Genomic DNA, 20,880 nt, shown 5'->3' with positions numbered 1-20,880 from the left:
AGCTGAGACGCTCCGGCTACCGCGAAGTCATCGCCACCGGTTCGGTCAGCGGCAGCAGCACCTGGAAGCGGGTCTCGCCGGGGCGGGACTCCACGCGCAGGTCGCCGCCGTGGCGATTGACCACGATCCGCCACGAGACGTCCAGGCCCAGGCCGGTGCCCTGGCCGACCGGCTTGGTGGTGAAGAACGGCTCGAAGATCCGCCGCTGCAGCTCCTCGGGGATGCCGGGGCCGGTGTCGGCCACCTCGACGAGCGCGCAGTCGCCGTCCCGGGCGGTCCGCAGCGTGAGGGTGCCGTGGCCGGCCATGGCGTCGAGCGCGTTGTGGATCAGGTTGGTCCAGACCTGGTTGAGCTCGGCGACGTAGGCCGGCACCGGGGGCAGGCTCCGGTCGTACTCCCGGACGACGGTGACGCCGGAGGGGATCTTGGCGCTCAGCATCACCAGGGTGGCGTCGAGGCCGGCGTGCAGGTCGGCGTCCTGGTGCGGGCTGCGGTCCATCTGCGAATACTGCTTGGCCGCCTCGACCAGGCCGGAGATGCGCCCGGTGCTCTCCCGGATCTCGGCGATGAGCATCTCGGTCTCGACCGTGTAGGCCAGCCAGCGCAGCGCCGGCTCGAGGAAGCCCTCCTCGACCGCGTCGGCCACCTTCTCCAGGTCGGCCGGGCCGAGCCCGGCGGGGACGAAGACGGCGGCGAGGTTCCACGGCTCGGTCACCTCGCGCTCGTCGAGCCAGTCGCCGAGGGCGTCCTCGCGGTCGGCGCGGTCCAGCGCGGTCAGGTCGGGGGCGGTGGCCAGGCCGGCGACGAAGGTCTCCTGCAGGTCGGTGAGGCAGCGCAGCAGCCGGCCGTCGACCCGCCCGTCGGCCAGCAGTGCCAGCTTGTGCCGCATCCCGGCGAAGCGGTCCTGCAGCGCGGCGGCGGCGCGGGCGGCGGCGGTCGCGGGGTTGTTCAGCTCGTGGGTGAGCCCGGCGGTGAGCTTGCCCAGCGCCAGCAGCCGCTCCCGCTGGCCGACCACCTCGTTGGTGTTGCGGGTGCCGATGAACAGGCCCTGGAGCAGGTGGACCGCCATCGGGTACCAGCGGCGGAAGACGACGGCGAACTCGTCGGCCGGCAGCGCGAGGAAGCGGCAGTCGGTCACCGCGCGCACGGAGGCCGGGTAGGTCTGGCTGATCTGGTCGCCGAAGTAGAACTGGACGGCGCCGGAGTACACGCCGCGGGCCGACGTCCGGGTCGTCTCCACGTCGTCCCCGGCGACCAGGCGGGACATCGTCATCGTGCCGTCGAGCAGCACGTAGAAGCACTCCGCGGGCGCGCCCTCCGCGCACACCTCGGTGCCGGCCGGGTGCTCGACGACGTCGCCGGAGCGCGCCACCCAGTCCAGCTGCTCGTCGTCGAGGTCGGCGAAGAGGAACAGCTCCCGCAGCTCGGCCGGCGTCAGGTGCTCGTTCATCGCTCCTCCAGGTACCGGTGCACGAGGGTGACCGCCATGGCCCCCTCGCCGACGGCCGAGGCGACCCGCTTCACCGACGTGGCCCGCACGTCCCCGGCGACGAACACGCCGGGCAGGCTGCTCTCCAGGAAGTAGGGATCGCGGTCGAGGGTCCAGCCGGCGGGCCGGCGGCCGTCGGCGAGCAGAGCTGGGCCGGTGGGGATGAAGCCGCGCTCGTCGCGGATCAGGACGCCGTCGAGCCAGTCGGTGTGCGGCGCGGCGCCGATGAAGATGAACAGGTGGCCCGCCGGCAGGGTCTCCTCGGCGCCGGTGGCCGCGTCACGCAGGGTCAGCCGCTCCAGGTGCTCGTCGCCGTGCACCTGCGTCACCGACGTCCCGGTGTGGACCTCGATGTTGTCGATGCCGGCGAGCTGCTCGATCAGGTAGTGCGACATCGAGGACTCGAGCGAGGGCCCTCGGACCAGCAGGCGGACGCACTTGGCGTACCGGGAGAAGAACACCGCCGCCTGACCGGCGGAGTTGGCCCCGCCGATGATGAAGACGTCCTGGTCGGCGCAGTCGGCCGCCTCGGTCATCGCCGAGCCGTAGTAGACGCCGCGCCCGGTCAGCTCCCGGCAGCCCGGCGCCTCGAGGCTGCGGTACATGACGCCGGTGGCGAGGACGACGGCGTGCGCGGCGATGCTCGTGCCGTCGCCGAAGTGCACCGTCCGCGCCGAGCCGGTCGACTGCAGCCCCACGACGTCGCGGGCGGTGAGCAGCTCGGCGCCGAACTTGACGGCCTGCCGGCGGGCGCGGTCGGCGAGCTGCGCGCCGGAGACGCCGTCGGGGAAGCCGAGGTAGTTCTCGATCCGGCTGCTCTGCCCGGCCTGGCCGCCGGTGGCCCGCTTCTCCACCAGCACGGTCCGCAGCCCCTCGGAGGCGCCGTACACCGCCGCGCCGAGGCCGGCCGGGCCGCCGCCGATGACCACCAGGTCGTAGAAGTCGGTGCGCGGGTCGACGTCGAGCCCGACCGCGGCGGCCAGCTGGGCCGCCGAGGGGGCGCGCAGCACCTGCCCGTCGGGGGTGAGCACCACCGGGACGTCGTCGGCGGTGGCGCCGGCCGCGGCGAGCAGCCGCTGGCCCTCCGGCTCCTCGGCGCTGTACCAGCGGTAGGAGACGGCGTTGCGGGCGAGGAAGTCGCGCGCCTTGTACGAGGGCGCCGACCAGTGGTGGCCGACGATCCGCACGTCCTCGACCGGCGCGTCCGGGCTCTCCTCCCAGGCCCGGATCATCGCGTCGACGACCGGGTAGAGCTTCTCGTCGACCGGTTCCCACGGCTTGAGCAGGTACTGGTCGACGTCCACGACGTTGATCGCGCGGATCGCGGCGTCGGTGTCGGCGTACGCGGTGAGCAGCGCGCGGCGGGCGCGGGGGAAGACGTCCATCGCCTGCTCGAGGAACTCGATGCCGTTCATCTGCGGCATCCGGTAGTCGGCCAGCAGCACGGCCACCGTGTCGCCGCGGAGCTTGAGCTCGCGCAGCGCGTCGAGGGCCTCGGCCGCCGACGACGCGCGGAGGACGCGGTAGTTCTCCCCGTAGTGGCGGCGCAGGTCCCGGGCGACGGCCCGCGAGACACCGGGGTCGTCGTCCACGCTCAGCAGTACGGGTCTGCCCACCCTCCCCATCCTGCTCGGCGCGCGGGGGAGCCGGAACCCTCCTAGTGCCGTGTCAAGCGACCTTCGCCCTCGTCGGAGGGAGCAGGGCTTGATCCTCGTCGGCGGGGTGCCGGCGAGCGACTCCCCGCAGCCGGTGCGGCTGCGGGGCGGGCCACGGCGGGCCAGGTGGACCCGCCGCCGCGGTTGCACACCGCCGGAGCGGTGCGGTCGATCGGCCGGCCGGGTGGCCGGCCGATCAGGCCGCGACGGGGATCACGCCGGGACCGGCCGGCTCGACGGGTGCGGTACACCACCGGCGCAGCGGAGAGGTCCCGACGACGAGGCACGACCACACACCCTGCCCCAGCACACCGACAGAACCATCCGAAGAGGGCAATCGTTGCCTGCCGCGGTACTAGCCTGCGGCCGTGACGCGGCGGCTGGTGGTGATCGGGGGCGACGCGGCCGGCGGCAGCGCGGCGTCCCAGGCGAAGAAGCGGCAGCGCGACCTCGACGTGGTGATGTTCGAGCGCGGCCGGGCGACGTCGTACTCGGCGTGCGGCATCCCGTACTGGATCAGCGGCGCGGTCACCGACGAGGCCGCCCTGATCGCCCGCACGCCGGAGCAGCACCGGGCGGCCGGCATCGACGTCCGCATGCGCACGGAGGTCGTCGGCATCGACCTCGACCGCCGCGCCGTCCGCTGGCGGGACCTGGACGACGGCAGCGAGGGCACCGAGCCCTACGACGACCTGGTGTACGCGACCGGCAGCGTGCCGATGCGGCCGCCCGTGCCGGGCATCGACGCCCCCGGCGTCTACGGCGTCCAGGTCCTCGACGACGGCGTCGCCCTGCGCGCCGAGCTCGACACCGGCCGGGTGCGCCGCGTGGTCGTGGTGGGCGGCGGCTACATCGGGCTCGAGATCGCCGAGGCCTGCCGGGTCCGCGGGCTCGACGTCACCGTCGTCGACAAGGCGCCGACGCCGGTCGGCACCTTCGACCCCGACGTCGGGACGTTCATCGCCGACGCGGTCCGTGCCGAGGGCGTCGAGCTGGTCCTCGGGGACGGCGTCGCGGGCGTGGAGACCGGTGCCGACGGGCGGGCGCGGGCGGTGGCGACCGAGAGCGGGCGCGAGCTGCCGGCCGACCTCGTCGTCCTCGGCCTCGGCGTCCGCCCGAACGTGCGCCTGGCCCAGGAGGCGGGCATCCCGCTCGGCATCTCCGGCGGCATCGCCGTCGACGCCCGGATGCGCACCGACGTCGGGGGCGTCTGGGCGGCCGGCGACTGCGTCGAGTCGCGCCACCGGCTCTCCGGGCAGCGGATCGTCGTGGCGCTGGGCACGCACGCGAACAAGCAGGGCCGGGTCGCCGGCGTCAACATCGGCGGCGGCTACGCCACCTTCCCCGGCGTGATCGGCACCGCGATCACCAAGATCTGCGACACCGAGGTGGCCCGCACCGGCCTGTCGACGGCGGAGGCCGAGGCGGCCGGCTACTCGTTCGTGACCGCCGTCGTCGACTCCACGACGAAGGCGGGTTACTTCCCGGGCGCGACACCGATCCGCGTCAAGATGATCGCCGAGCGGCGCAGCGGCCGGCTGCTCGGCGCGCAGATCGTCGGCCGGCGGGCGGCGGCCAAGCGGATCGACGCGCTGGCCATCTGCATCTGGAACGAGATGACCGTCGACGAGATCCTCTCCCTCGACCTCTCCTACGCACCGCCCTTCTCGCCGGTGTGGGACCCGGTGCTCATCGCCGCCCGGAAGGCCTTCGAGGCCGTGGAGGCCGACGTCCGCGCGCTGTGACGGCGCCGCGCCGTGCGGTGCCTAGGCTGCGCAACCATGCCGCTGTTCTCCTTCGAGGGGCGCAAGCCCCAGGTCCACCCCGACGCCTGGATCGCCCCGACGGCGACGCTGATCGGCGACGTCGTCGTCGAGGCCGGCGCGTCGGTCTGGTACGGCGCCGTCCTGCGCGCCGACTTCGGCCGCATCTGGATCCGCGCCGGCGCCAACATCCAGGACAACTCGGTGCTGCACGGCGGCGACGACCCGGAGACCGACATCGGCCCGGGCGTGACGGTCGGCCACATGTGCGTCGTCCACGGGGCGGTGATCGGCGCCGAGGCGCTGATCGGCAACGGCGCGACCGTGCAGGACGGCGCCCGCATCGGGGCCCGCGCGCTGATCGGCGCGGGCAGCCTGGTGCCGCCGAACGCCGAGATCCCGGCCGAGGTCATGGCGCTCGGCGCGCCGGCCAAGGTGCGCGGCCCGCTGACCGCCGGCGCGGCCTTCTGGGTGGACGGCAACCCGTCGATCTACCAGGAGCTGGCCCGCCGGCACGCCGCCGGGATCGAGCAGGTGGGGTGAGCCCGGTGGACCCCGACCGGCACCTCTACGGGGACCAGGCGGCGCCGGTCCGCGTGGTCGAGTACGGCGACTTCCAGTGCCCGTACTGCCGGGCCGCCGCGCCGGTGCTGCGCGAGCTGGTCGACACCTCGGGCGGCCGGGTGGCGCTGGTCTTCCGGCACTTCCCGCTGTTCACCGTGCACGCCTTCGCGCTGACCGCGGCCCTGGCCGCCGAGGCGTCCGGCGATCACTTCTGGCAGATGCACGACCTGCTCTTCGCCCACCAGGACCGGCTGACCGACGCCGACCTCGCCGGGTACGGCGCCCGGATCGGCGCCACCGGCGTCGTCGGGGCGGCCGCACAGTGGTTCCGACCGGCCGTCGAGGCCGACTACCGCTCCGGCGTCGCGGCCGGGGTCCGGGGGACGCCGACGCTGTTCATCGGCGACCAGCGGCACACCGGCACGCCCAAGCTGCGGGACCTGCGCGCCGCCGTCGGCCTCGGCAGCTGACTAGGCCAGCGTGGGGTCCCGCCACGGGCCGACCGGCAGCTCCGGCATCTCGACGTCGTCCTCGAGGGTGCACAGCGGCAGCCGCTCGCCCAGGTAGCGCAGCAGCAGCGAGCCGACGACGGCGGCGAGCAGCGAGCCGGCCAGGACGCCGATCTTCGCCTCTTGCCGCAGCGCCTCGTCGGAGAAGGCGAGGTCGGTGATGAACAGCGCGATCGTGAACCCGATCCCGGCCAGGACGGCGCCGCCGATGAGGTGGCCGTACCGCACCCGCCCGGGCAGCTGCCCCCAGCCCGACCGCAGCGCCAGCCCCGCGGCCAGCGAGATGCCCACCGCGTTGCCCAGCAGCAGCGCGACGACGATGCCGATCGTCACCGCCGAGCCCAGCGCCGCCGACAGCGCGCCGCCGTCCAGGCGGACACCGGCGTTGGCCAGCCCGAAGACCGGGACGACGACGAACGCCGACAGCGGGTGCAGGTCGTTCTGCAGCCGGTCGTTGGCCGGGACGGTGGCCCGGGCCGCCGCCGTCGCCTGCCGGGCGCGGGAGGCCTCGGCCCGCTCGATCAGCGCCCGCCCGTAGAAGCGCAGCCGCTCGCGCTGGTCGTCCTCGACCGGGGTGGCCGGCAGGATCAGCCCGACCAGGACGCCGGCCAGCGTCGGGTGCACGCCGGAGGCGAACACCGCGCACCACAGCGCGAGCCCCACCAGCAGGTACGGGGCCAGCTGCCACACCCTGACCCACCGCAGCCCGAGCAGCACGAGGACGAGGACGCCGCTGGCGATCAGCGCGGGCACCGACACCGACGGCGTGTAGAACAGCGCCATCACGGTGATCGCGCCGATGTCGTCGACGATCGCCAGCGTCAGCAGGAACAGCCGCAGCTGGTCGGGGCAGCGCGGGCCGAACAGCGCCAGGACGCCGATGAGGAACGCGGTGTCGGTCGACATCGGGATGCCCCAGCCGACGGCGCCGGGACCGGAGGGCACGAAGGCGACGTAGATCAGCGCGGGCAGCGCCAGCCCGCCGATGGCGCCGAGCGCCGGCACGATCACCCGCCGCCGGTCGCGCAGCTCGCCGACGGTCACCTCGCGGCTGATCTCCAGGCCCACCACGAGGAAGAACAGCGCCATGGCGCCGTCGTTGACGAGGTGCCGCAGGTCCAACGCCTCGGTCCAGCCGCCCACGCGGACGGCGACCTCCGTGGACCAGAACGCCTCGTAGCTGTCGCCGGGCAGGTTGGCCCACACCAGCGCGATCACCGCGGCGGCCAGCAGCAGCACCGCGCTGCCGGCCTCGTTGGCGAGGAACCGGCCGAAGCTCGCCGACCGGTAGGGCCGCGGGACGCTGATCCGCAGCGCCGGCCCGGGGCGGGAGGGGGCGGGGAGCTCCGTCGTCACCCGCCGATCCTCCCGCGCCGGGAGGACGGGTTGTCAGTGCTTGGTGGCGAGGTCCCGCTCGGCGGACTCGGCGTCGCGCTGGCCCGGCCCGGCGTTGGACCCGGACTCCGGTTCGTCGTCGAGCATCGTCGCCTCGTCGAACGGCACCTGGCCGGACAGCGCCCCGGAGAGCCGGTCGCGGTCGAGCTGGTCGGTCCAGGTGGCCACCAGCACCGTGGCGACGGCGTTGCCGGCGAAGTTGGTCAGCGCCCGCGCCTCGGACATGAACCGGTCGATGCCGACGATCAGCCCGACCCCGTCGAGCAGCTCCGGCCGGTGCGCGGACAACCCGCCGGCGAGGGTGGCCAGCCCGGCGCCGGTGACGCCGGCGGCGCCCTTCGAGGCGATGATCATGAACAGCAGCAGGCCGATCTGCTCGCCGATCGACAGCGGGTCGCCGAGGGCGTCGGCGATGAACAGCGAGGCCATCGTCAGGTAGATGGCGGTGCCGTCAAGGTTGAACGAGTACCCGGTGGGGACGACGATGCCCGCGACCGGCTGGCTGACGCCGGCGTGCTCCATCTTCGCGATCAGCCGCGGCAGCGCCGTCTCCGACGAGGACGTCGACAGGATGAGCAGGAACTCCCGGCCCAGGTACTTGAGCAGCGCGAAGATGTTGACCCGGCTGACGAACCGCAGGATCAGCCCGAGGATCACGAAGACGAACAGGGCGCAGGTGACGTAGAACCCGACCATGATCACGGCGAGGCTCTTCAGCGCGTCCCACCCGGTCTCGCCGACCACCGCGGCGATCGCGCCGAACGCGCCGATCGGGGCCACCCACATGATCATGGCCAGGACGCGGAAGACCAGCTTCTGGAAGTAGCCGACGGCGCGCAGGATCGGCTCGCCGGAGCGGCCCATCGCCTGGATGGCGAAGCCGACCAGCAGGGCCACGATCAGGGCCTGCAGCACCGAGCCGTCGGTGAGCGCGGAGACGAGGGTCTTCGGGATCAGGCCGAGGACGAAGTCCGTCGTCCCGCCCCCGCCCTCGGCCTCGTCGGCGAGCGCGCTGCCCTGGCCGCGCAGCTCGTCGGAGAGCTCCAGGCCCGATCCGGGGTGCAGGATGTTGCCGACGACCAGCCCGATGGCCAGCGCCACGGTCGACATCAGCAGGAAGTAGCCCAGCGCCAGCCCGCCGATCCGGCCGACCGCGGCCGCCTGCCGGATCGCCCCGATCCCGAGCACGATCGTGCAGAAGATGACCGGCGCGATGAGCATCTTGATCAGCCCGACGAACGCCGTCCCCAGCCACTTCAGGCTCACCGCGAAGTCGGGGAAGACGAACCCGACCACGATGCCCAGGACGACGGCGACGATGACGGCGATGTAGAGCCAGTGCGTGCGGTCCCGGCGCTTCGTTGCCGGGGCGTCCGTCGATGCGGGGTGCGCGGCCATGGGCCAACGCTGCGCGGCGCCCGGGTGACCCGCAACCGGGAGTGCGGAATGCTCTGGTTCCCGGGCCCCATGACCGAGAAGAGGCGTGCATGTCGCTGCTGTCCACCGTCGCCGAGTCGCTCCGCGCCGGCCGCGTCGAGATCGTCGACCTCACCGCGCCGCTGTCGGCCGGGACGCCGGTCATCCAGCTGCCCCCGGAGTTCGCCCAGACTGCGCGCTTCGAGCTCGAGGAGCTGTCCCGCTACGACGACCGGGGCCCGGCCTGGTACTGGAACAACTTCCGCACCGGCGAGCACACCGGCACGCACTTCGACGCCCCGAACCACTGGGTCACCGGCAAGGACGGCGAGGACGTCGCGTCGGTGCCGCCGTCCCGGCTGGTCGGCCCCGCCGTCGTCCTGGACTTCTCGCGGGAGGCCGCCGAGAACCCGGACTTCCTGCTCGAGGTGGACCACATCCGGGCCTGGGAGGCCACCCACGGCCCGCTGCCCGAGGGCGGGTGGCTGCTCTACCGCACCGGGTGGGACGCGCGGTCGGCCTCGCAGGAGGAGTTCCTCAACGCCGACGACACCGGCCCGCACACCCCGGGTGTCTCCCCGGCGTGCGCCCGATGGCTGGCCGACGAGGCGCCGATCATCGGGATGGGCGTGGAGACGGTGGGCACCGACGCCGGCGCGGCGCACTCCTTCGACCCGGCGTTCCCGTGCCACTCGGCGCTGATGGGCAGCGGCAAGTACGGGCTGACCCAGCTGCAGAACCTGGCGCAGCTGCCGCCCACCGGCGCCCTGCTGGTGGCCGCGCCGCTGCCGATCGTCTCCGGGTCCGGAGCGCCGGCGCGGGTGCTGGCGCTCGTCGAGCGCTGATCCGTCCGGTGAAGGTCGCGGAGGCCGTCGGCGCGGCGCTCGTCCGCTGCGGGATCTCGCAGGTGTTCGGCGTGGTCGGCTCCGGCAACTTCGCCGTCACCAACGCGATGGTCGCGGCCGGGGCGCGGTACGTCGCCGCGCGGCACGAGGGCGGCGCGGCGACGATGGCCGACGCCTACGCCCGGATGAGCGCCGGCGTCGCGGCGCTGAGCGTGCACCAGGGCTGCGGGCTGACCAACGCGATGACCGGCATCACCGAGGCGGCCAAGAGCCGGACGCCGCTGGTCGTCGTCGCCGCGGAGGCCACCTCGCGGCGGTCGAACTTCTTCGTCGACCAGACAGGTCTGGCCGCGGCGGTGGGCGCGGTGCCGATGCGGATCACCGCCGCCGGCGTGGCCTCCGCCCAGGCCGCGGTGGCGGTCGCCACGGCCGTGCACGAGCGGCGGGTGGTGCTGCTCAACGTGCCGCTCGACGTGCAGGCCGAGGAGGTGCCGGACCTGCCGGAGCCGCGGATGCCGGCGGCCCCGCCGGTCGCGGCGGTCGACCCGGCCGACGTCGACCGGCTGGCCGAGGCGCTGGCCGCCGCCGAGCGGCCGGTGTTCGTGGCCGGCCGCGGGGCCCGGGGCGCGGGCTGCCGGCGGGCGCTGGAGGAGCTGGCCGAGCGCTGCGGCGCGCTGCTGGCGACCTCCGCGGTGGCCAAGGGCCTGTTCACCGGCAACCCGTGGTCGCTGGACGTGTCCGGCGGGTTCGCCTCACCGCTGGCCGCCGAGCTCATCTCCGGCGCCGACCTGATCGTGGGCTGGGGCTGCCAGCTCAACATGTGGACGATGCGGCACGGCCGGCTGATCGCCGACGACGCCGTCGTCGTCCAGGTCGACGTCGATCCCGATGCGCTCGGCGCCCAGCGCAAGGTGGAGCTCGGGATCCCCGGCGACGTCCGCGAGGTCGCGGTGGCGGCCTCCGGCGCGCTCGCCGACCGGGCTCTTCCGGGCTACCGGACCGACGAGGTGCGGCGGGCGATCGCCGACCGGATCCGCTGGCGCGACGTCGCGTTCGAGGACGGCGGCCGCGACGGGCTGGTCGACCCGCGCGCGCTCACCGCCGCCCTGGACGACCTGCTGCCGGCCGAGCGGGTGGTCGCCGTCGACTCGGGCAACTTCATGGGCTACCCGAGCATGTTCCTCGACGTCCCCGACGAGTTCGGCTTCTGCTTCACGCAGGCCTTCCAGTCGATCGGCCTGGGCCTGTCGACGGCGATCGGCGCGGCGCTGGCCCGCCCCGACCGGCTGCCCGTGGCGGCGCTCGGCGACGGGGGAGCGCTCATGGGGGCGTCGGAGCTGGAGACCGTGGTGCGGCTGGGCCTGCCCATGGTGGTGGTCGTCTACGACGACGCCGCCTACGGCGCCGAGGTGCACCACTTCGGCCCGGACGGCGCCCCGCTGGACACCGTGCGCTTCCCGGAGACCGACTTCGCGGCGATCGCGCGCGGCTACGGGTTCACGGCGGTGACCGTGCGGTCGGTGCCGGACCTCGCGCCGGTCGCCGACTGGGTGCACGGCCCGCGGTCGGCGCCGCTGCTGATCGACGCCAAGGTCACCCGGCACGAGCCCTCGTGGTGGCTGGAGGAGGCCTTCCGCGGCCACTGACCCCGGGTCAGCGGCGCGGCGTCAGAGGTTCCGCCCGCAGGTCGGCCAGGCGCCGGGGCCCTGCACGTCGAGCACCCGCTCGGCGACGGCGATCTGCTCGCTCCTGGTGGCGAGGTCGGCGCGCGCCGCGTACTCGCCGCCGCCGAAGGAGTCCCAGGTGGACTGCGAGAACTGCAGGCCGCCGTAGTAGCCGTTGCCGGTGTTGATGCTCCAGTTGCCGCCGGACTCGCACCGGGCGACGGCGTCCCAGTCGTGGGCGTCGGCGGGCGGTGCGGGCGCGTCGCCGTCGGAGCCGGTCGACGGGGGAGTGGACGGCGCAGGGCTCTCCTGCTCCACGGTGGTCTGCTGCTGTGCGGGGGCCTGCCGCGGTTCGGGGGCCGGCTCCTGCTCAGCGGTCGGCTGCGTCTGCAGGGCGACGAGCGCGGTCCGCGCGTCGTCGAGCTCGGACTGCAGCGCGGCCTGCTCCGCCTGCACCGCGGCGGCGGTCTGCCGGGCCTCGGCCTCACCCTGGTTCGCCGCGGCCAGCTCGTCGGCGGCCTGCTGCTCGAGCGCGGCGGCGTCGGTCAGCGCGGTCCCGGCCACGACGGAGGCGTCGGCGGCCCGTTGCTCGGCGGCGGTCATCGCGTCCAGGACGTCGGACCGGCTCCTCGCGGCGGCATCGAGGAGGGCGGCCCGCTCGAGCAGCTGCGCGGGATCGCCGGCGGTCAGCAGCGCCTGCACGCCGGGGGAGGTGGTGCCCGCGATGTAGCTGCTGCGCGCGAAGGAGACGACGCCGTCGCGGGCCGCGGTCAGGTCGTGCTCGGCGTCCTCGGCTGCGGCCTGGGCGGTGGCGGCGGCGGCCCGGGCGCTCTCGAGGCTCCCGCGGGTGGCGTCGTACCGCGCGCGGGCGGCCGCGGCCCGGCCCTGCGCGGCGACCACGGCGCCCTGGGCGGCGCCCTGCCGTTCCAGGAGGTCGGCGACCTGTGCGGCCGCGTCGTCCGCGGCCTGCTGGGCGGAGGCGAGCTGCCCGTCGGACGGATTGGCCGGCCGGGCCGACGCCGTCCCGGCGACGACGATCGGCACGAGGGCCGCGACGACCCCCACGACGGCCACGCGAGCGGCCACGCGGCGCCGTACGGGCAGCCGGGTCTTCACTGCCTCGCTCAGGACCGCCACCTCCACTGTCGACCGGGCATCCGTCAGGGGGCGGATCGGTCTGGCGTGGTGGCTTCTTGAGGAGGGTCTGCAGAAATCGCCCGTGCGAGGGGGATCGGGGGAGAGGGGCTTCCTGCACCGGTCTGCTGACCGCCTGCCTCTGCTTCTCCCCCCGTTCCGTGACCACCTCGGCTCCGGCGGTGCCTCACGGTCGTGGAGACACCGCTGAACCCGAGGTGATCATGGGGCCGGATCCGGTGGCGGTCGACGGCCAGGCCGCTAGAACGGTGGCGGGTCGTCGTCCGGGTCGGGTGGTGGTTGGGGTGGTGGTCGTCGGCGCATGGCCCACGGCCGGGTGGTGCGGGTGACCCCGGACGGGGTGGTGACGTGCAGGGTGCCGTCGGGCGCCATCGCGAACAGCCAGCCGCGGAACAGGGTCTTGAGCCGGTGGTGGGTGCGGCACAGGCAGCAGAGGTTGGTGCAGGTGGTGTCCCCGCCGCGGGCGTGGGCGTCGACGTGATCGAGGTCGGCCCAGCCGACCCGGTGGCTGCAGAACGGGTGCCGGCAGGTCCGGTCGCGGGTGCGCACGAACTGCCGCTGCTTCGCCGTCGGCGTGTAGTTGGTGGTGGCCGGCGGCGGATTCCCGCCCTCGCCGCGGCGCACCCGGCGCCGCAGGTCGGCCAGGCTCAGCGTGGCGAGCAGCCGCCCGGACTCGTCGGTGACCGCGAACGTGAGGCTGCCGCCGTCCGGGGTCTGCAGGCCCAGCGCCCCGATCCGGCGCAGCAGCTCGCGCAGATGGGCGGCGGTGATCGCGTAGCCGTTCACATCGGCCGGGGCGCTGCTCGCCCCCTCCAGGGCCTCCAGGGCGGCGGTGATGGTCAGGGTCGCCCGCGCGCCCGGGGCGCCGATCGCGGCGCCGCGCACCAGCAGGGAGAAGATCTCGGTGCGGATCCGCCCGATCGGCCGCACATCCCCGTCCTGTTTGGCCAGCTGGGCGACGGCGTTGATGAAGTCGAAGCCCTCGGCGGCCTCCTCGGCCGGCAGCTCCGCGGCGAGGGTGGCCCGGCCCTCGCCGACCGGGTCGACGAGGACGTCGGCGCTGCGCTCGGCCACCTGCCGCCGCTGCTCCGCCGCCGACGCGTCCAGCTCCAGCAGCACCTCCAGGATCCGCCGCTTGAGCGCGGCGAAACCCAAGCCCGCCGCCTCCGGCAGCACCACCGCCTCCACCCGGCCGGCCAGGTCGGGGCGGGTGTGCTCGAGGGTGTCGGCGAGGATCTGCGCCCGCCGCTCGTCCAGCTCCCCCCGCGTCAGCGCGGCCTCGGTGGCCGGCAGGCTGTGCCGCCAGATCCAGGCCCGGCCCAGCCGGTGCGCCGCGGTGCCTCGACCGACACCGAGCACCATTCCCAGCTCGTCGGGAAAGGACTCACTCACCCCGGGGAACTCCGGCTCGGTCTGCCGCCAGGTCCGGCTGCGCGCCCCGCGGGCGCCGGGCGGCGGGTCGTCGGCATCGGGGCGGTCGGCGGCGAAGGCGAGCATCAGCTCGGCCTCCCGCGCGGCCAGCCGCGCCCGCTGGGCCTGCAGCAGCTGCAGCAGCCGCGCCTTCTCCTCCGCCGACAGCGACGCCACCGAAGGCCGCACCACCGTCGGCCGCCACACCACGTCGACCACGACCTCCCCGAAGGAGGAGTGCGGCGCGGCGGTGCTCATGACCCCAAGCTACGGACCACCTACGACAATTCTGCGCCGCTGAGCAGGACAGATCCGCGAAGCTTGATCACCTCGCTAGGGTCGAGCCGACTTCCACCCCGAGCAGAGGGGAGTCCGTCATGGCGTCGATCTCGGAGCGGGAGAAGCGGGAGATCGAGGCGGCCAACGCCTCCGGCAACACCCCCGTCGTCTTCATCCACGGCCTCTGGCTGCTGCCGAGCAGCTGGGCCAACTGGGCGGACTTCTTCCAGCAGGCCGGCTACGCGCCGCTGACACCGGACTGGCCGGACGACCCGGTGACGGTCGAACAGGCCCGGGCGGAGCCGGAGGTCCTCGCCAAGAAGCCCCTGGAGCAGGTCGCGGCGCACACCACCGAGATCATCAGGGCCCTGGACCGCAAGCCGGTGGTGATGGGGCACTCGACCGGCGGCCTGCTGGCGCAGATGCTCGCCGGCCGGGGCCTCGCGGCGGCCACGGTGGCGATCGACCCGGGAGTCTTCCGCGGCGTCCTTCCGCTGCCGGTCTCCGTGCTCAGGGGAGTGGGCCCGTTCCTGGTCGACCCGCGCACACGCGGCCGCGCGATCACGCTCACGTTCGACCAGTTCCGGTACGGCTGGGCGAACGCGCTGGACGAGCAGGAGGCCCGGGAGCTCTACGAGAAGTTCCACGTCGCCGCCCCGGGGATCGCCCTCGTGCAGATGGGCAACGCGAACCTCAACCCGTGGACCGAGGCGAAGGTCGACACGAAGAACCCCGACCGCGGGCCGCTGCTCATCATCGACGGCGAGAAGGACCACACGGTGCCGTGGGCGATCGCGCACGCCGCCTACAAGCTGCAGAAGCGCAATCCCGCCGTCACGGAGATCGTGAAGATGCCCAACCGGGGGCACTCGCTGACGATCGACCACGGCTGGCGCCAGGTGGCCCAGACGGCGCTCTCCTTCGTCAAGCGGTTCGCCTGAGCACGTCACCGTCGGAGGAGGTGCTGACGGGGTGACGGCGAACCGGGAGATCGTGGCCGGCGCCTTCGAGGCGTGGTCCCGCGGTGAGGGGTACGTGGCGAGCATCTTCGCAAACCAGATGACCTGGGAGATCGTCGGCCGGTCCCGGGTGTCGGGGACGTACCGCAGCGCCCGGGAGTTCAGCGACGAGGTCCTGCACCCCTTCGGTGCGCGGTTCCGGCCGGACACGCCGTTCCGGCCGGTCACCGTCCGCGGGATCTACGCCGACGGCGACACTGTCGTCGTCCTGTGGGACGGCGAGGGCACCACCACGGCGGGGACGACGTACCGCAACACCTACGCCTGGCCTGTGGGCGAACGTGGCTCCGGACGCGTCCCGCGCGACGTAGGCACGTGCTCAGGCCGGCGGAACCCAGTCGACGACCTCGTAGTGCGCGATCGACGACGAGCCGGGCCGCAGGTAGCGCTCGTCCTCCGGGTAGAGGACCGCCGCCTCCACGTCGTCGCCGGCGAAGGCGCGGACCGCGTCGAGGGACTCCCACATCGACAGGGCGACGAAGCGGGTGGCGTCCCCGTCGTCGCGGCGGAGCAGCCACGCGCCGCGGTTGCCGGCGGTCTCGCCGTACTCGCGGAACCCGGTCTCGCGGATGTAGTCGGCGTAGGTGTCGGCGTCGTCCCGACGGACCTCGCCGGTCCAGACCCGTGCGATCACGGTTCCTCCAGTCAGGGCTCGAAACGGTAGCCGCGCCCGGCCTCGGTGAGCAGGTGCCGCGGGTTCGCCGCGTCCGGCTCGAGCTTGCGTCGCAGCGTGGCCATGTAGACCCGCAGGTAGTTGGTCTGCTCCCGGTAGGCCGGGCCCCAGACCTCGGTGAGCAGCCGGCCGTGCTCGACGACCCGCCCCGGGCTGCGGGCCAGCACCTCGAGCAGGTGCCACTCGGTGGGCGTCAGCCGGACGTCGTCCCCGTCGCGGGTCACCCGCCCCGCGGCGAGGTCGACGGTGAAGTCGTCGGTGCGCACCACCGGCTGAGCCGGCTCGGGGCTGCCCCGGCGGATCGCGGCGCGCAGGCGGGCCAGCAGCTCGTCCATGCCGAACGGCTTGACCACGTAGTCGTCGGCACCGGCATCGAGCGCGGCCACCTTCTCGCGGGACTGCTCGCGCGCGGAGAGCACGAGGATCGGGACGTCGGTCCAGCCGCGCAGCCCGGCGATCACCTCGCCGCCGTCCATGTCGGGCAGCCCGAGATCGAGGACGACGGCCTGCGGCGGATGCGCCGCGGCCAGCTGGAGGGCGCCGGCCCCGGTCGCCGCCGCGTGCACCTCGAAGCCGCGGGCGCGCAGGTTGATGCTCAGCGCGCGCACCAGGGCGGGGTCGTCGTCCACCACCAGCACGGTGCTCACGGCGCGCCGCTCCGGGCCGGCGCCCCGGCGAGGGGCAGCGTGAGCCGCAGGGTCAGCCCGCCGCCGGGTGTCCCGTGCGCGGTGAGCGCGCCGTCCATCGCCTCGGCGAAACCGCGGGCGACGGCGAGGCCGAGCCCCAGGCCGCTGGGCCCGCGGTCCCCGTCCAGGCGCACGAAGGGGGCGAACAGCTGCTCCCGGGCCTCCGCCGGGACGCCGGCACCGGCGTCCACCACGTCGCACACCGCCCGGTCCCCGAGGGCGGCGCCGCGCACCGTCACCCGCCCGGCGCCGTGCCGGAAGGCGTTCTCGAGCACGTTGGCCAGCACCCGCTCGGCCAGGCCGACGTCGGCGAGCACGTCGGGGAGGTCCTCGGGGATGTCGAGGTCGACGCGATCCAGGCTGCCGAGGTCGAGCAGCGCCCGGCCGACCAGCTCCTCCAGCCGCACCCGCTCCAGCGACGTGCTCACCACGCCGGCCTGCAGCCGGGAGGCGTCGAGCAGGTTGGCGACCAGGTGCTGCAGCCGGTCCGCGCCGGCCTCGATCGTGGCCAGCAGCTCCGCGGTCTCCGCGGGCGTCCACGCGACGTCGTCCTGGCGCAGGCTGCTCACCGCCGCCTTGATCGCGGCCAGCGGGGTGCGCAGGTCGTGCCCCACCCCGGCCAGCAGGGTGGTGCGCATGCGGTCGGCGGCCTCGAGCCGGACCGCCTCGGCGGCGCGCTCGGCCAGTCGCCGGCCGTGCAGCGCGCCGGCCGCGGCCTCGGCGAAGCTGGCCAGGACGTCGCGGTCGGCGGCGAACAGCTCCGGCCCCCGCACCCGCAGCTCCAGGCCCGGGCCCGCCGGCACCCGCCGCTCGTGCTCGTCCGCGGTCGACGTCGCCTCCGCGCGGCTGACCTCGGCGACGGTCCAGCCGTCCGCCGTCCGCTCCAGCAGCGCCGCCTCGCGCATGCCGAACACGTCGCGGACGTGCGTGAGCAGGTCGGGCAGCGTCCGCTGCTCGGCCATCGTGGCGCCGGCCAGGCGGGAGAGCGCCTCGGCCTCGGCCCGCGCGCGGGCGGCCTCCGCGGTGCGCCGCGCCGCCAGCCCGACCACGGCGCTGACCGCGACCCCGACGGCGAGGAAGACGGCGAGGACCGCGACCTGCTCGGGGGACTCGACGACCAGCGTCCCGAACGGCGGGGTGAAGAACCAGTTGAGCACCAGCGCCGCGGCGACCGCGCCCGGCAGCGCGACCCAGAGCCCTCCGAGCAGCGCGGCGGCCACCACCAGCGCGAGGGCGAGCAGCACGGGCAGCTCGTAGGGCAGGTCCCGAACCGGGTCGCGCGCCGCGACCAGCGCGAGCAACCCGGCAGCGAGCAGCGCCGTCCCGGCCGCCCGGCGCCGGCGGCCCAGCCCGGTGTAGCCGGCGGGCAGCGCGGCGGCCGGCGGTCGGGACGAGGCCCTGGTCATCGGCACGAGCGTCCCACCGGGCAGGCCGCTTCGGCCGTCGTCCGCCCCGCTCATCCGACCGGCGTCGCGACCCGCTCCTCGGCCCGGCTCGAGCGCAATTGCCACGGCACGCTGGTCACCATCACGCCGGGCTGGAACAGCAGCCGGGTCTTCAGCCGCAGCGCGCTCTGGTTGTGCAGCAGGGCCTCCCACCAGTGCCCGACGACGTACTCGGGCACGAACACGATCACCACGTCGCGGGGGGAAGCCCGGCGAACGGCGCGGACGTGGTCGAGGAGCGGCTGGGTGATGTCGCGGAACGGGCTGTCGAGCACCTCGAGCCGCACCGGGACGTCGCGCCGCAGCCAGTCGGCGAACAGCCGCTCGGTCTCTCCCGGGTCCACCTGGACGGTGACCGCGGTCAGGTCGTCGGGGTGGATGCTGCGGGCGAAGGCGAGGGTGCGCAGCGTCGGCTCGTTGAGCTTCGCGACCGGCACGATCGCGTGCACCCGGCTGGGCAGCGTGATCCCGCCGGGCCGGGGCGCGGCCTCGACGTCCACGCTGTCGTAGTGCCGCCTGATCCGGCGCATCAGCAGGTACAGCAGCGGCATCGCGATGACCACGAGCCAGGCGCCGTGCACGAACTTGGTGACCAGGACGAGGACGAGCACCACGCTCGTCGCCACCGCGCCGGCCGCGTTGATCGCCTGCGACCGCCGGATGGAGCGGCGGGCCGCGGGATCCGACGCGGTCCGGAGCGCCCGCGACCAGTGCCGGACCATGCCCGCCTGGCTCAGGGTGAACGACACGAACACCCCGATGATGTAGAGCTGGATCAGGCGTGTGACGTCGGCGTCGAACGCCACGACGAGCACGGCGGCCGCGGCGGCGAGCAACACGATGCCGTTGCTGAACACCAGCCGGTCGCCGCGCCGAGACAGCTGGTGCGGCAGGTGCCCGTCGCGCGCCAGCAGCGAGGCGAGCACCGGGAAGCCGTTGAAGGCGGTGTTCGCGGCCAGCACCAGGATCGCGGCGGTGAACGCCTGCAGCAGGTAGAACGCCGGGCCGGCACCGAACACGGCCAGGCCGATCTGGCTCAGCGCGGTCTTCTGCTCGGCGCCGGCGGGAAGGCCGATCAGCAGCCGCGGGTCCTCGGCCATGTGCACTCGCGTGACCAGGGCCAGGGCGGTGATGCCGCTGAACAGGACGATCGCCAGCGCCCCCATGATCGCCAGCGTCGTCGCGGCGTTGCGGTCCTTGGGCGGCCGGAAGCTGGGGACGCCGTTGCTCACCGCCTCGACGCCGGTCAGCGCGGTGCAGCCGCTGGCGAAGGCGCGCAGCACGAGCAGGACGGTGAGCAGCCCGCCGGTGTGCGCGGCGGGCTCGATCCCGTACCCGGCGCTCTCGGCCGTGAGCGGCTGGCCGAGCGCCAGCCGGATCCCGGCCCAGGCCAGCAGGACGACGACGATCGCGACGAAGCCGTACGTCGGGACGGCGAAGGCCCGACCGGACTCCTTGACCCCGCGCAGGTTGATCACCGCCAGGACGGCGACCAGACCCAGGGACAGGGCGACCGCGTGCGGCGCGAGCGCGGGCACCGCGGAGGTGATCGCCGCGACGCCGGCGACGACCGACACGGCGACGGTGAGGACGTAGTCGACGAGCAGCGCGCTGGCCGCGACCAGGCTCGCCCGGACGCCGAGGTTCTCCCGGCTGACCGTGTAGGCGCCGCCGCCGTTCGGATAGGCGTGGCAGGTCTGGCGGTAGGAGGCGACGACGATCGCCAGCAGCGCCACCACGGCGACGGCGACCCAGGGCGTCAGGTGCAGCAGCGCCAGCCCGCCGAGACCGAGCACCAGCACGATCTGCTCGGTCGCGTAGGCCACCGAGCTGATCGGGTCGGAGCAGAAGACCGGCAGGGCCAGGCTCTTCGGCAGCAGGGTCTCGCCGAGGCGGTCGCTGCGCAGCGGACGGCCGACGAACAGGCGCTTGGGGGTGTGCAGCACGCACTCCACGGTCGGCCGGCGCAGGGCCGTCCACGCCCGGCGTTGACGGATCCCTGACGCCGGGCGGCGTGGTCTTGACGCGATCTTGACGGCGATGGCGGACGCCGCCGTCCGTACGCTGCACGCCGTGACCGCTGACCGGCCGGCGCGGGTGGCCGACGTGCACGAGCTGGCGCTCGGCCTCCCGCACGTGACGGTCGTCCGCGGGGGACAGGGGAACCCCGTCTACCAGGTCGGAGGCAGGTCGTTCGTCTTCTTCCGCACGCCGCGGCCGGACGCCGTCGACCCCGAGACGGGGGAGAAGCTGCGCGACGTGATCATCTTCTGGGTCGAGTCGGAGGCGGACAAGCAGGCGCTGGTCCAGGACCCGTCGACGCCGTTCTTCACCACGCCGCACTTCGACGGGCACGACTCGGTGCTGGTGCGGGCGAGCCGGCTGGGCGAGCTGACTCGCGGGGAGCTGGCCGAGCTGGTGCAGGACGCGTGGCTCTCGCGGGCCTCCGCCCGCCGGCGGGCCGACTGGCTCGCGGCACACGGCCTGGCGCGCTGAGTTCCGGCCGCGGCCGCCGTCTCCCCTCCATGGACGACGACGCGGCGCGGATCCGCGGGCTGGTCGAGCGGTGGGCGGCCGCGGTGCACGAGGGGCGGCTGGACGACGTCCTCGCCGACCACGCGCCCGACATCCTGATGTTCGACGTCCCGCCGCCCGACGACGGCGTGCGCGGGATCGAGGCCTACCGGCGGACCTGGCCGCCGTTCTTCGAGTGGCAGCGCAGCGGCGCGACCTTCGAGCTGGTCTCGCTCGAGGTGACCGCGGGGACCGACGCCGCGGCGCTGCTGCGCTGCGGCACGGCCGAGGAGCACGCCGAGCACCCGGAGCGGCGGCTGCGGCTCACCCTCGGGCTGCGCAGGGACGGCGGCCGCTGGGTGGTCGCGCACGAGCACCACTCCTTCCCGTCCGGTTGAG

The 20,880-nt window shown here is 74.5% G+C and carries 18 protein-coding genes; 8 read left to right on the top strand and 10 right to left on the bottom strand.

Annotation, left to right across the window (positions count from 1 at the left end):
* Positions 1–16 precede the first annotated feature (16 nt).
* Positions 17–1,450 carry an ATP-binding protein gene (locus tag AB3388_RS15555; protein WP_495406192.1) on the bottom strand — a complete coding sequence of 478 codons (1,434 nt, stop codon included), beginning with the start codon at positions 1,448–1,450 and terminating at the stop codon, positions 17–19.
* Positions 1,447–3,114, bottom strand: coding sequence for an NAD(P)/FAD-dependent oxidoreductase (locus AB3388_RS15550; RefSeq protein ID WP_495406191.1), 1,668 nt, complete (start codon positions 3,112–3,114; stop codon positions 1,447–1,449). The genes AB3388_RS15555 and AB3388_RS15550 overlap by 4 nt, the downstream gene beginning before the upstream one ends.
* A gap of 398 nt (positions 3,115–3,512) precedes the next feature.
* On the opposite strand from AB3388_RS15550, the gene AB3388_RS15545 reads away from it, so the two are divergent.
* From AB3388_RS15545 to AB3388_RS15535, 3 genes are read left to right on the top strand one after another with little or no spacing between them, the layout of a single operon-like run.
* On the top strand, positions 3,513–4,889 hold the full coding sequence (locus AB3388_RS15545) for an FAD-dependent oxidoreductase (RefSeq protein ID WP_495406190.1): 1,377 nt from the start codon (positions 3,513–3,515) through the stop codon (positions 4,887–4,889).
* Between the two features lie 36 nt (positions 4,890–4,925).
* Positions 4,926–5,450: a gamma carbonic anhydrase family protein gene (locus AB3388_RS15540; RefSeq protein ID WP_495406189.1), complete on the top strand. Its 525-nt coding sequence runs from the start codon at positions 4,926–4,928 to the stop codon at positions 5,448–5,450.
* Complete coding sequence (locus tag AB3388_RS15535; protein ID WP_495406188.1) at positions 5,447–5,941, top strand: DsbA family protein; 495 nt, start codon at positions 5,447–5,449, stop codon at positions 5,939–5,941. The genes AB3388_RS15540 and AB3388_RS15535 overlap by 4 nt, the downstream gene beginning before the upstream one ends.
* Here the strand turns inward: AB3388_RS15535 and nhaA are convergent, their stop codons facing one another.
* Together nhaA and AB3388_RS15525 are read right to left on the bottom strand one after the other, a co-directional pair.
* Positions 5,942–7,336 carry a Na+/H+ antiporter NhaA gene (nhaA, locus tag AB3388_RS15530; RefSeq protein ID WP_495406187.1) on the bottom strand — a complete coding sequence of 465 codons (1,395 nt, stop codon included), beginning with the start codon at positions 7,334–7,336 and terminating at the stop codon, positions 5,942–5,944.
* Between the two features lie 33 nt (positions 7,337–7,369).
* On the bottom strand, positions 7,370–8,773 hold the full coding sequence (locus AB3388_RS15525) for a cation:dicarboxylate symporter family transporter (RefSeq protein ID WP_495406186.1): 1,404 nt from the start codon (positions 8,771–8,773) through the stop codon (positions 7,370–7,372).
* Between the two features lie 89 nt (positions 8,774–8,862).
* On the opposite strand from AB3388_RS15525, the gene AB3388_RS15520 reads away from it, so the two are divergent.
* Together AB3388_RS15520 and AB3388_RS15515 are read left to right on the top strand one after the other, a co-directional pair.
* Positions 8,863–9,636 (top strand): cyclase family protein, encoded by a 774-nt coding sequence (locus AB3388_RS15520; protein ID WP_495406185.1) that lies wholly within the window; start codon positions 8,863–8,865, stop codon positions 9,634–9,636.
* 8 nt (positions 9,637–9,644) lie between these two features.
* Positions 9,645–11,282 (top strand): thiamine pyrophosphate-binding protein, encoded by a 1,638-nt coding sequence (locus AB3388_RS15515; RefSeq protein ID WP_495406184.1) that lies wholly within the window; start codon positions 9,645–9,647, stop codon positions 11,280–11,282.
* A 21-nt stretch (positions 11,283–11,303) separates the two neighbouring features.
* Here AB3388_RS15515 and AB3388_RS15510 read toward each other — a convergent pair whose 3' ends face one another.
* Both AB3388_RS15510 and AB3388_RS15505 read right to left on the bottom strand, forming a co-directional pair.
* On the bottom strand, positions 11,304–12,437 hold the full coding sequence (locus AB3388_RS15510) for a transglycosylase family protein (protein WP_495406183.1): 1,134 nt from the start codon (positions 12,435–12,437) through the stop codon (positions 11,304–11,306).
* Between the two features lie 258 nt (positions 12,438–12,695).
* Positions 12,696–14,123, bottom strand: a complete 1,428-nt coding sequence (locus AB3388_RS15505; protein ID WP_495406182.1) for an HNH endonuclease signature motif containing protein — start codon at positions 14,121–14,123, stop codon at positions 12,696–12,698.
* A gap of 119 nt (positions 14,124–14,242) precedes the next feature.
* Here AB3388_RS15505 and AB3388_RS15500 point away from each other — a divergent pair, with 119 nt between their 5' ends.
* Positions 14,243–15,085 (top strand): alpha/beta hydrolase, encoded by an 843-nt coding sequence (locus AB3388_RS15500; RefSeq protein WP_495406181.1) that lies wholly within the window; start codon positions 14,243–14,245, stop codon positions 15,083–15,085.
* 397 nt (positions 15,086–15,482) lie between these two features.
* Here AB3388_RS15500 and AB3388_RS15495 read toward each other — a convergent pair whose 3' ends face one another.
* From AB3388_RS15495 to AB3388_RS15480, 4 genes are read right to left on the bottom strand one after another with little or no spacing between them, the layout of a single operon-like run.
* Positions 15,483–15,797: an antibiotic biosynthesis monooxygenase family protein gene (locus tag AB3388_RS15495; protein ID WP_495406180.1), complete on the bottom strand. Its 315-nt coding sequence runs from the start codon at positions 15,795–15,797 to the stop codon at positions 15,483–15,485.
* Between the two features lie 11 nt (positions 15,798–15,808).
* Complete coding sequence (locus AB3388_RS15490; RefSeq protein ID WP_495406179.1) at positions 15,809–16,483, bottom strand: response regulator; 675 nt, start codon at positions 16,481–16,483, stop codon at positions 15,809–15,811.
* Entirely contained in the window at positions 16,480–17,928 is a 1,449-nt protein-coding gene (locus tag AB3388_RS15485) for a sensor histidine kinase (protein WP_495406178.1), read from the bottom strand. The genes AB3388_RS15490 and AB3388_RS15485 overlap by 4 nt, the downstream gene beginning before the upstream one ends.
* Positions 17,929–17,978: 50 nt before the next feature.
* Positions 17,979–19,913: an APC family permease gene (locus AB3388_RS15480; RefSeq protein WP_495406177.1), complete on the bottom strand. Its 1,935-nt coding sequence runs from the start codon at positions 19,911–19,913 to the stop codon at positions 17,979–17,981.
* A 127-nt stretch (positions 19,914–20,040) separates the two neighbouring features.
* Here AB3388_RS15480 and AB3388_RS15475 point away from each other — a divergent pair, with 127 nt between their 5' ends.
* Positions 20,041–20,463, top strand: a complete 423-nt coding sequence (locus tag AB3388_RS15475) for an MmcQ/YjbR family DNA-binding protein (protein ID WP_495406176.1) — start codon at positions 20,041–20,043, stop codon at positions 20,461–20,463.
* A gap of 29 nt (positions 20,464–20,492) precedes the next feature.
* Entirely contained in the window at positions 20,493–20,879 is a 387-nt protein-coding gene (locus tag AB3388_RS15470; RefSeq protein WP_495406175.1) for a YybH family protein, read from the top strand.
* The last annotated feature ends 1 nt before the right edge of the window (position 20,880 follow it).

The sequence above is a fragment of the Geodermatophilus sp. SMS 5-13 genome (genome assembly GCF_059428245.1).
Note: the sequence above shows the minus strand (reverse complement) of the source record. Positions and strands in the feature narration are given on the sequence as shown.

Bases quoted from the DNA above. Each gene is read 5' to 3' on its own strand.
- AB3388_RS15555 (WP_495406192.1), bottom strand. From the start codon at position 1,450: ATGAACGAGCACCTGACGCCGGCCGAGCTGCGGGAGCTGTTCCTCTTC.
- AB3388_RS15550 (WP_495406191.1), bottom strand. From the start codon at position 3,114: ATGGGGAGGGTGGGCAGACCCGTACTGCTGAGCGTGGACGACGACCCC.
- AB3388_RS15540 (WP_495406189.1), top strand. From the start codon at position 4,926: ATGCCGCTGTTCTCCTTCGAGGGGCGCAAGCCCCAGGTCCACCCCGAC.
- AB3388_RS15525 (WP_495406186.1), bottom strand. From the start codon at position 8,773: ATGGCCGCGCACCCCGCATCGACGGACGCCCCGGCAACGAAGCGCCGG.
- AB3388_RS15520 (WP_495406185.1), top strand. From the start codon at position 8,863: ATGTCGCTGCTGTCCACCGTCGCCGAGTCGCTCCGCGCCGGCCGCGTC.
- AB3388_RS15505 (WP_495406182.1), bottom strand. From the start codon at position 14,123: ATGAGCACCGCCGCGCCGCACTCCTCCTTCGGGGAGGTCGTGGTCGAC.
- AB3388_RS15500 (WP_495406181.1), top strand. From the start codon at position 14,243: ATGGCGTCGATCTCGGAGCGGGAGAAGCGGGAGATCGAGGCGGCCAAC.
- AB3388_RS15485 (WP_495406178.1), bottom strand. From the start codon at position 17,928: ATGACCAGGGCCTCGTCCCGACCGCCGGCCGCCGCGCTGCCCGCCGGC.
- AB3388_RS15470 (WP_495406175.1), top strand. From the start codon at position 20,493: ATGGACGACGACGCGGCGCGGATCCGCGGGCTGGTCGAGCGGTGGGCG.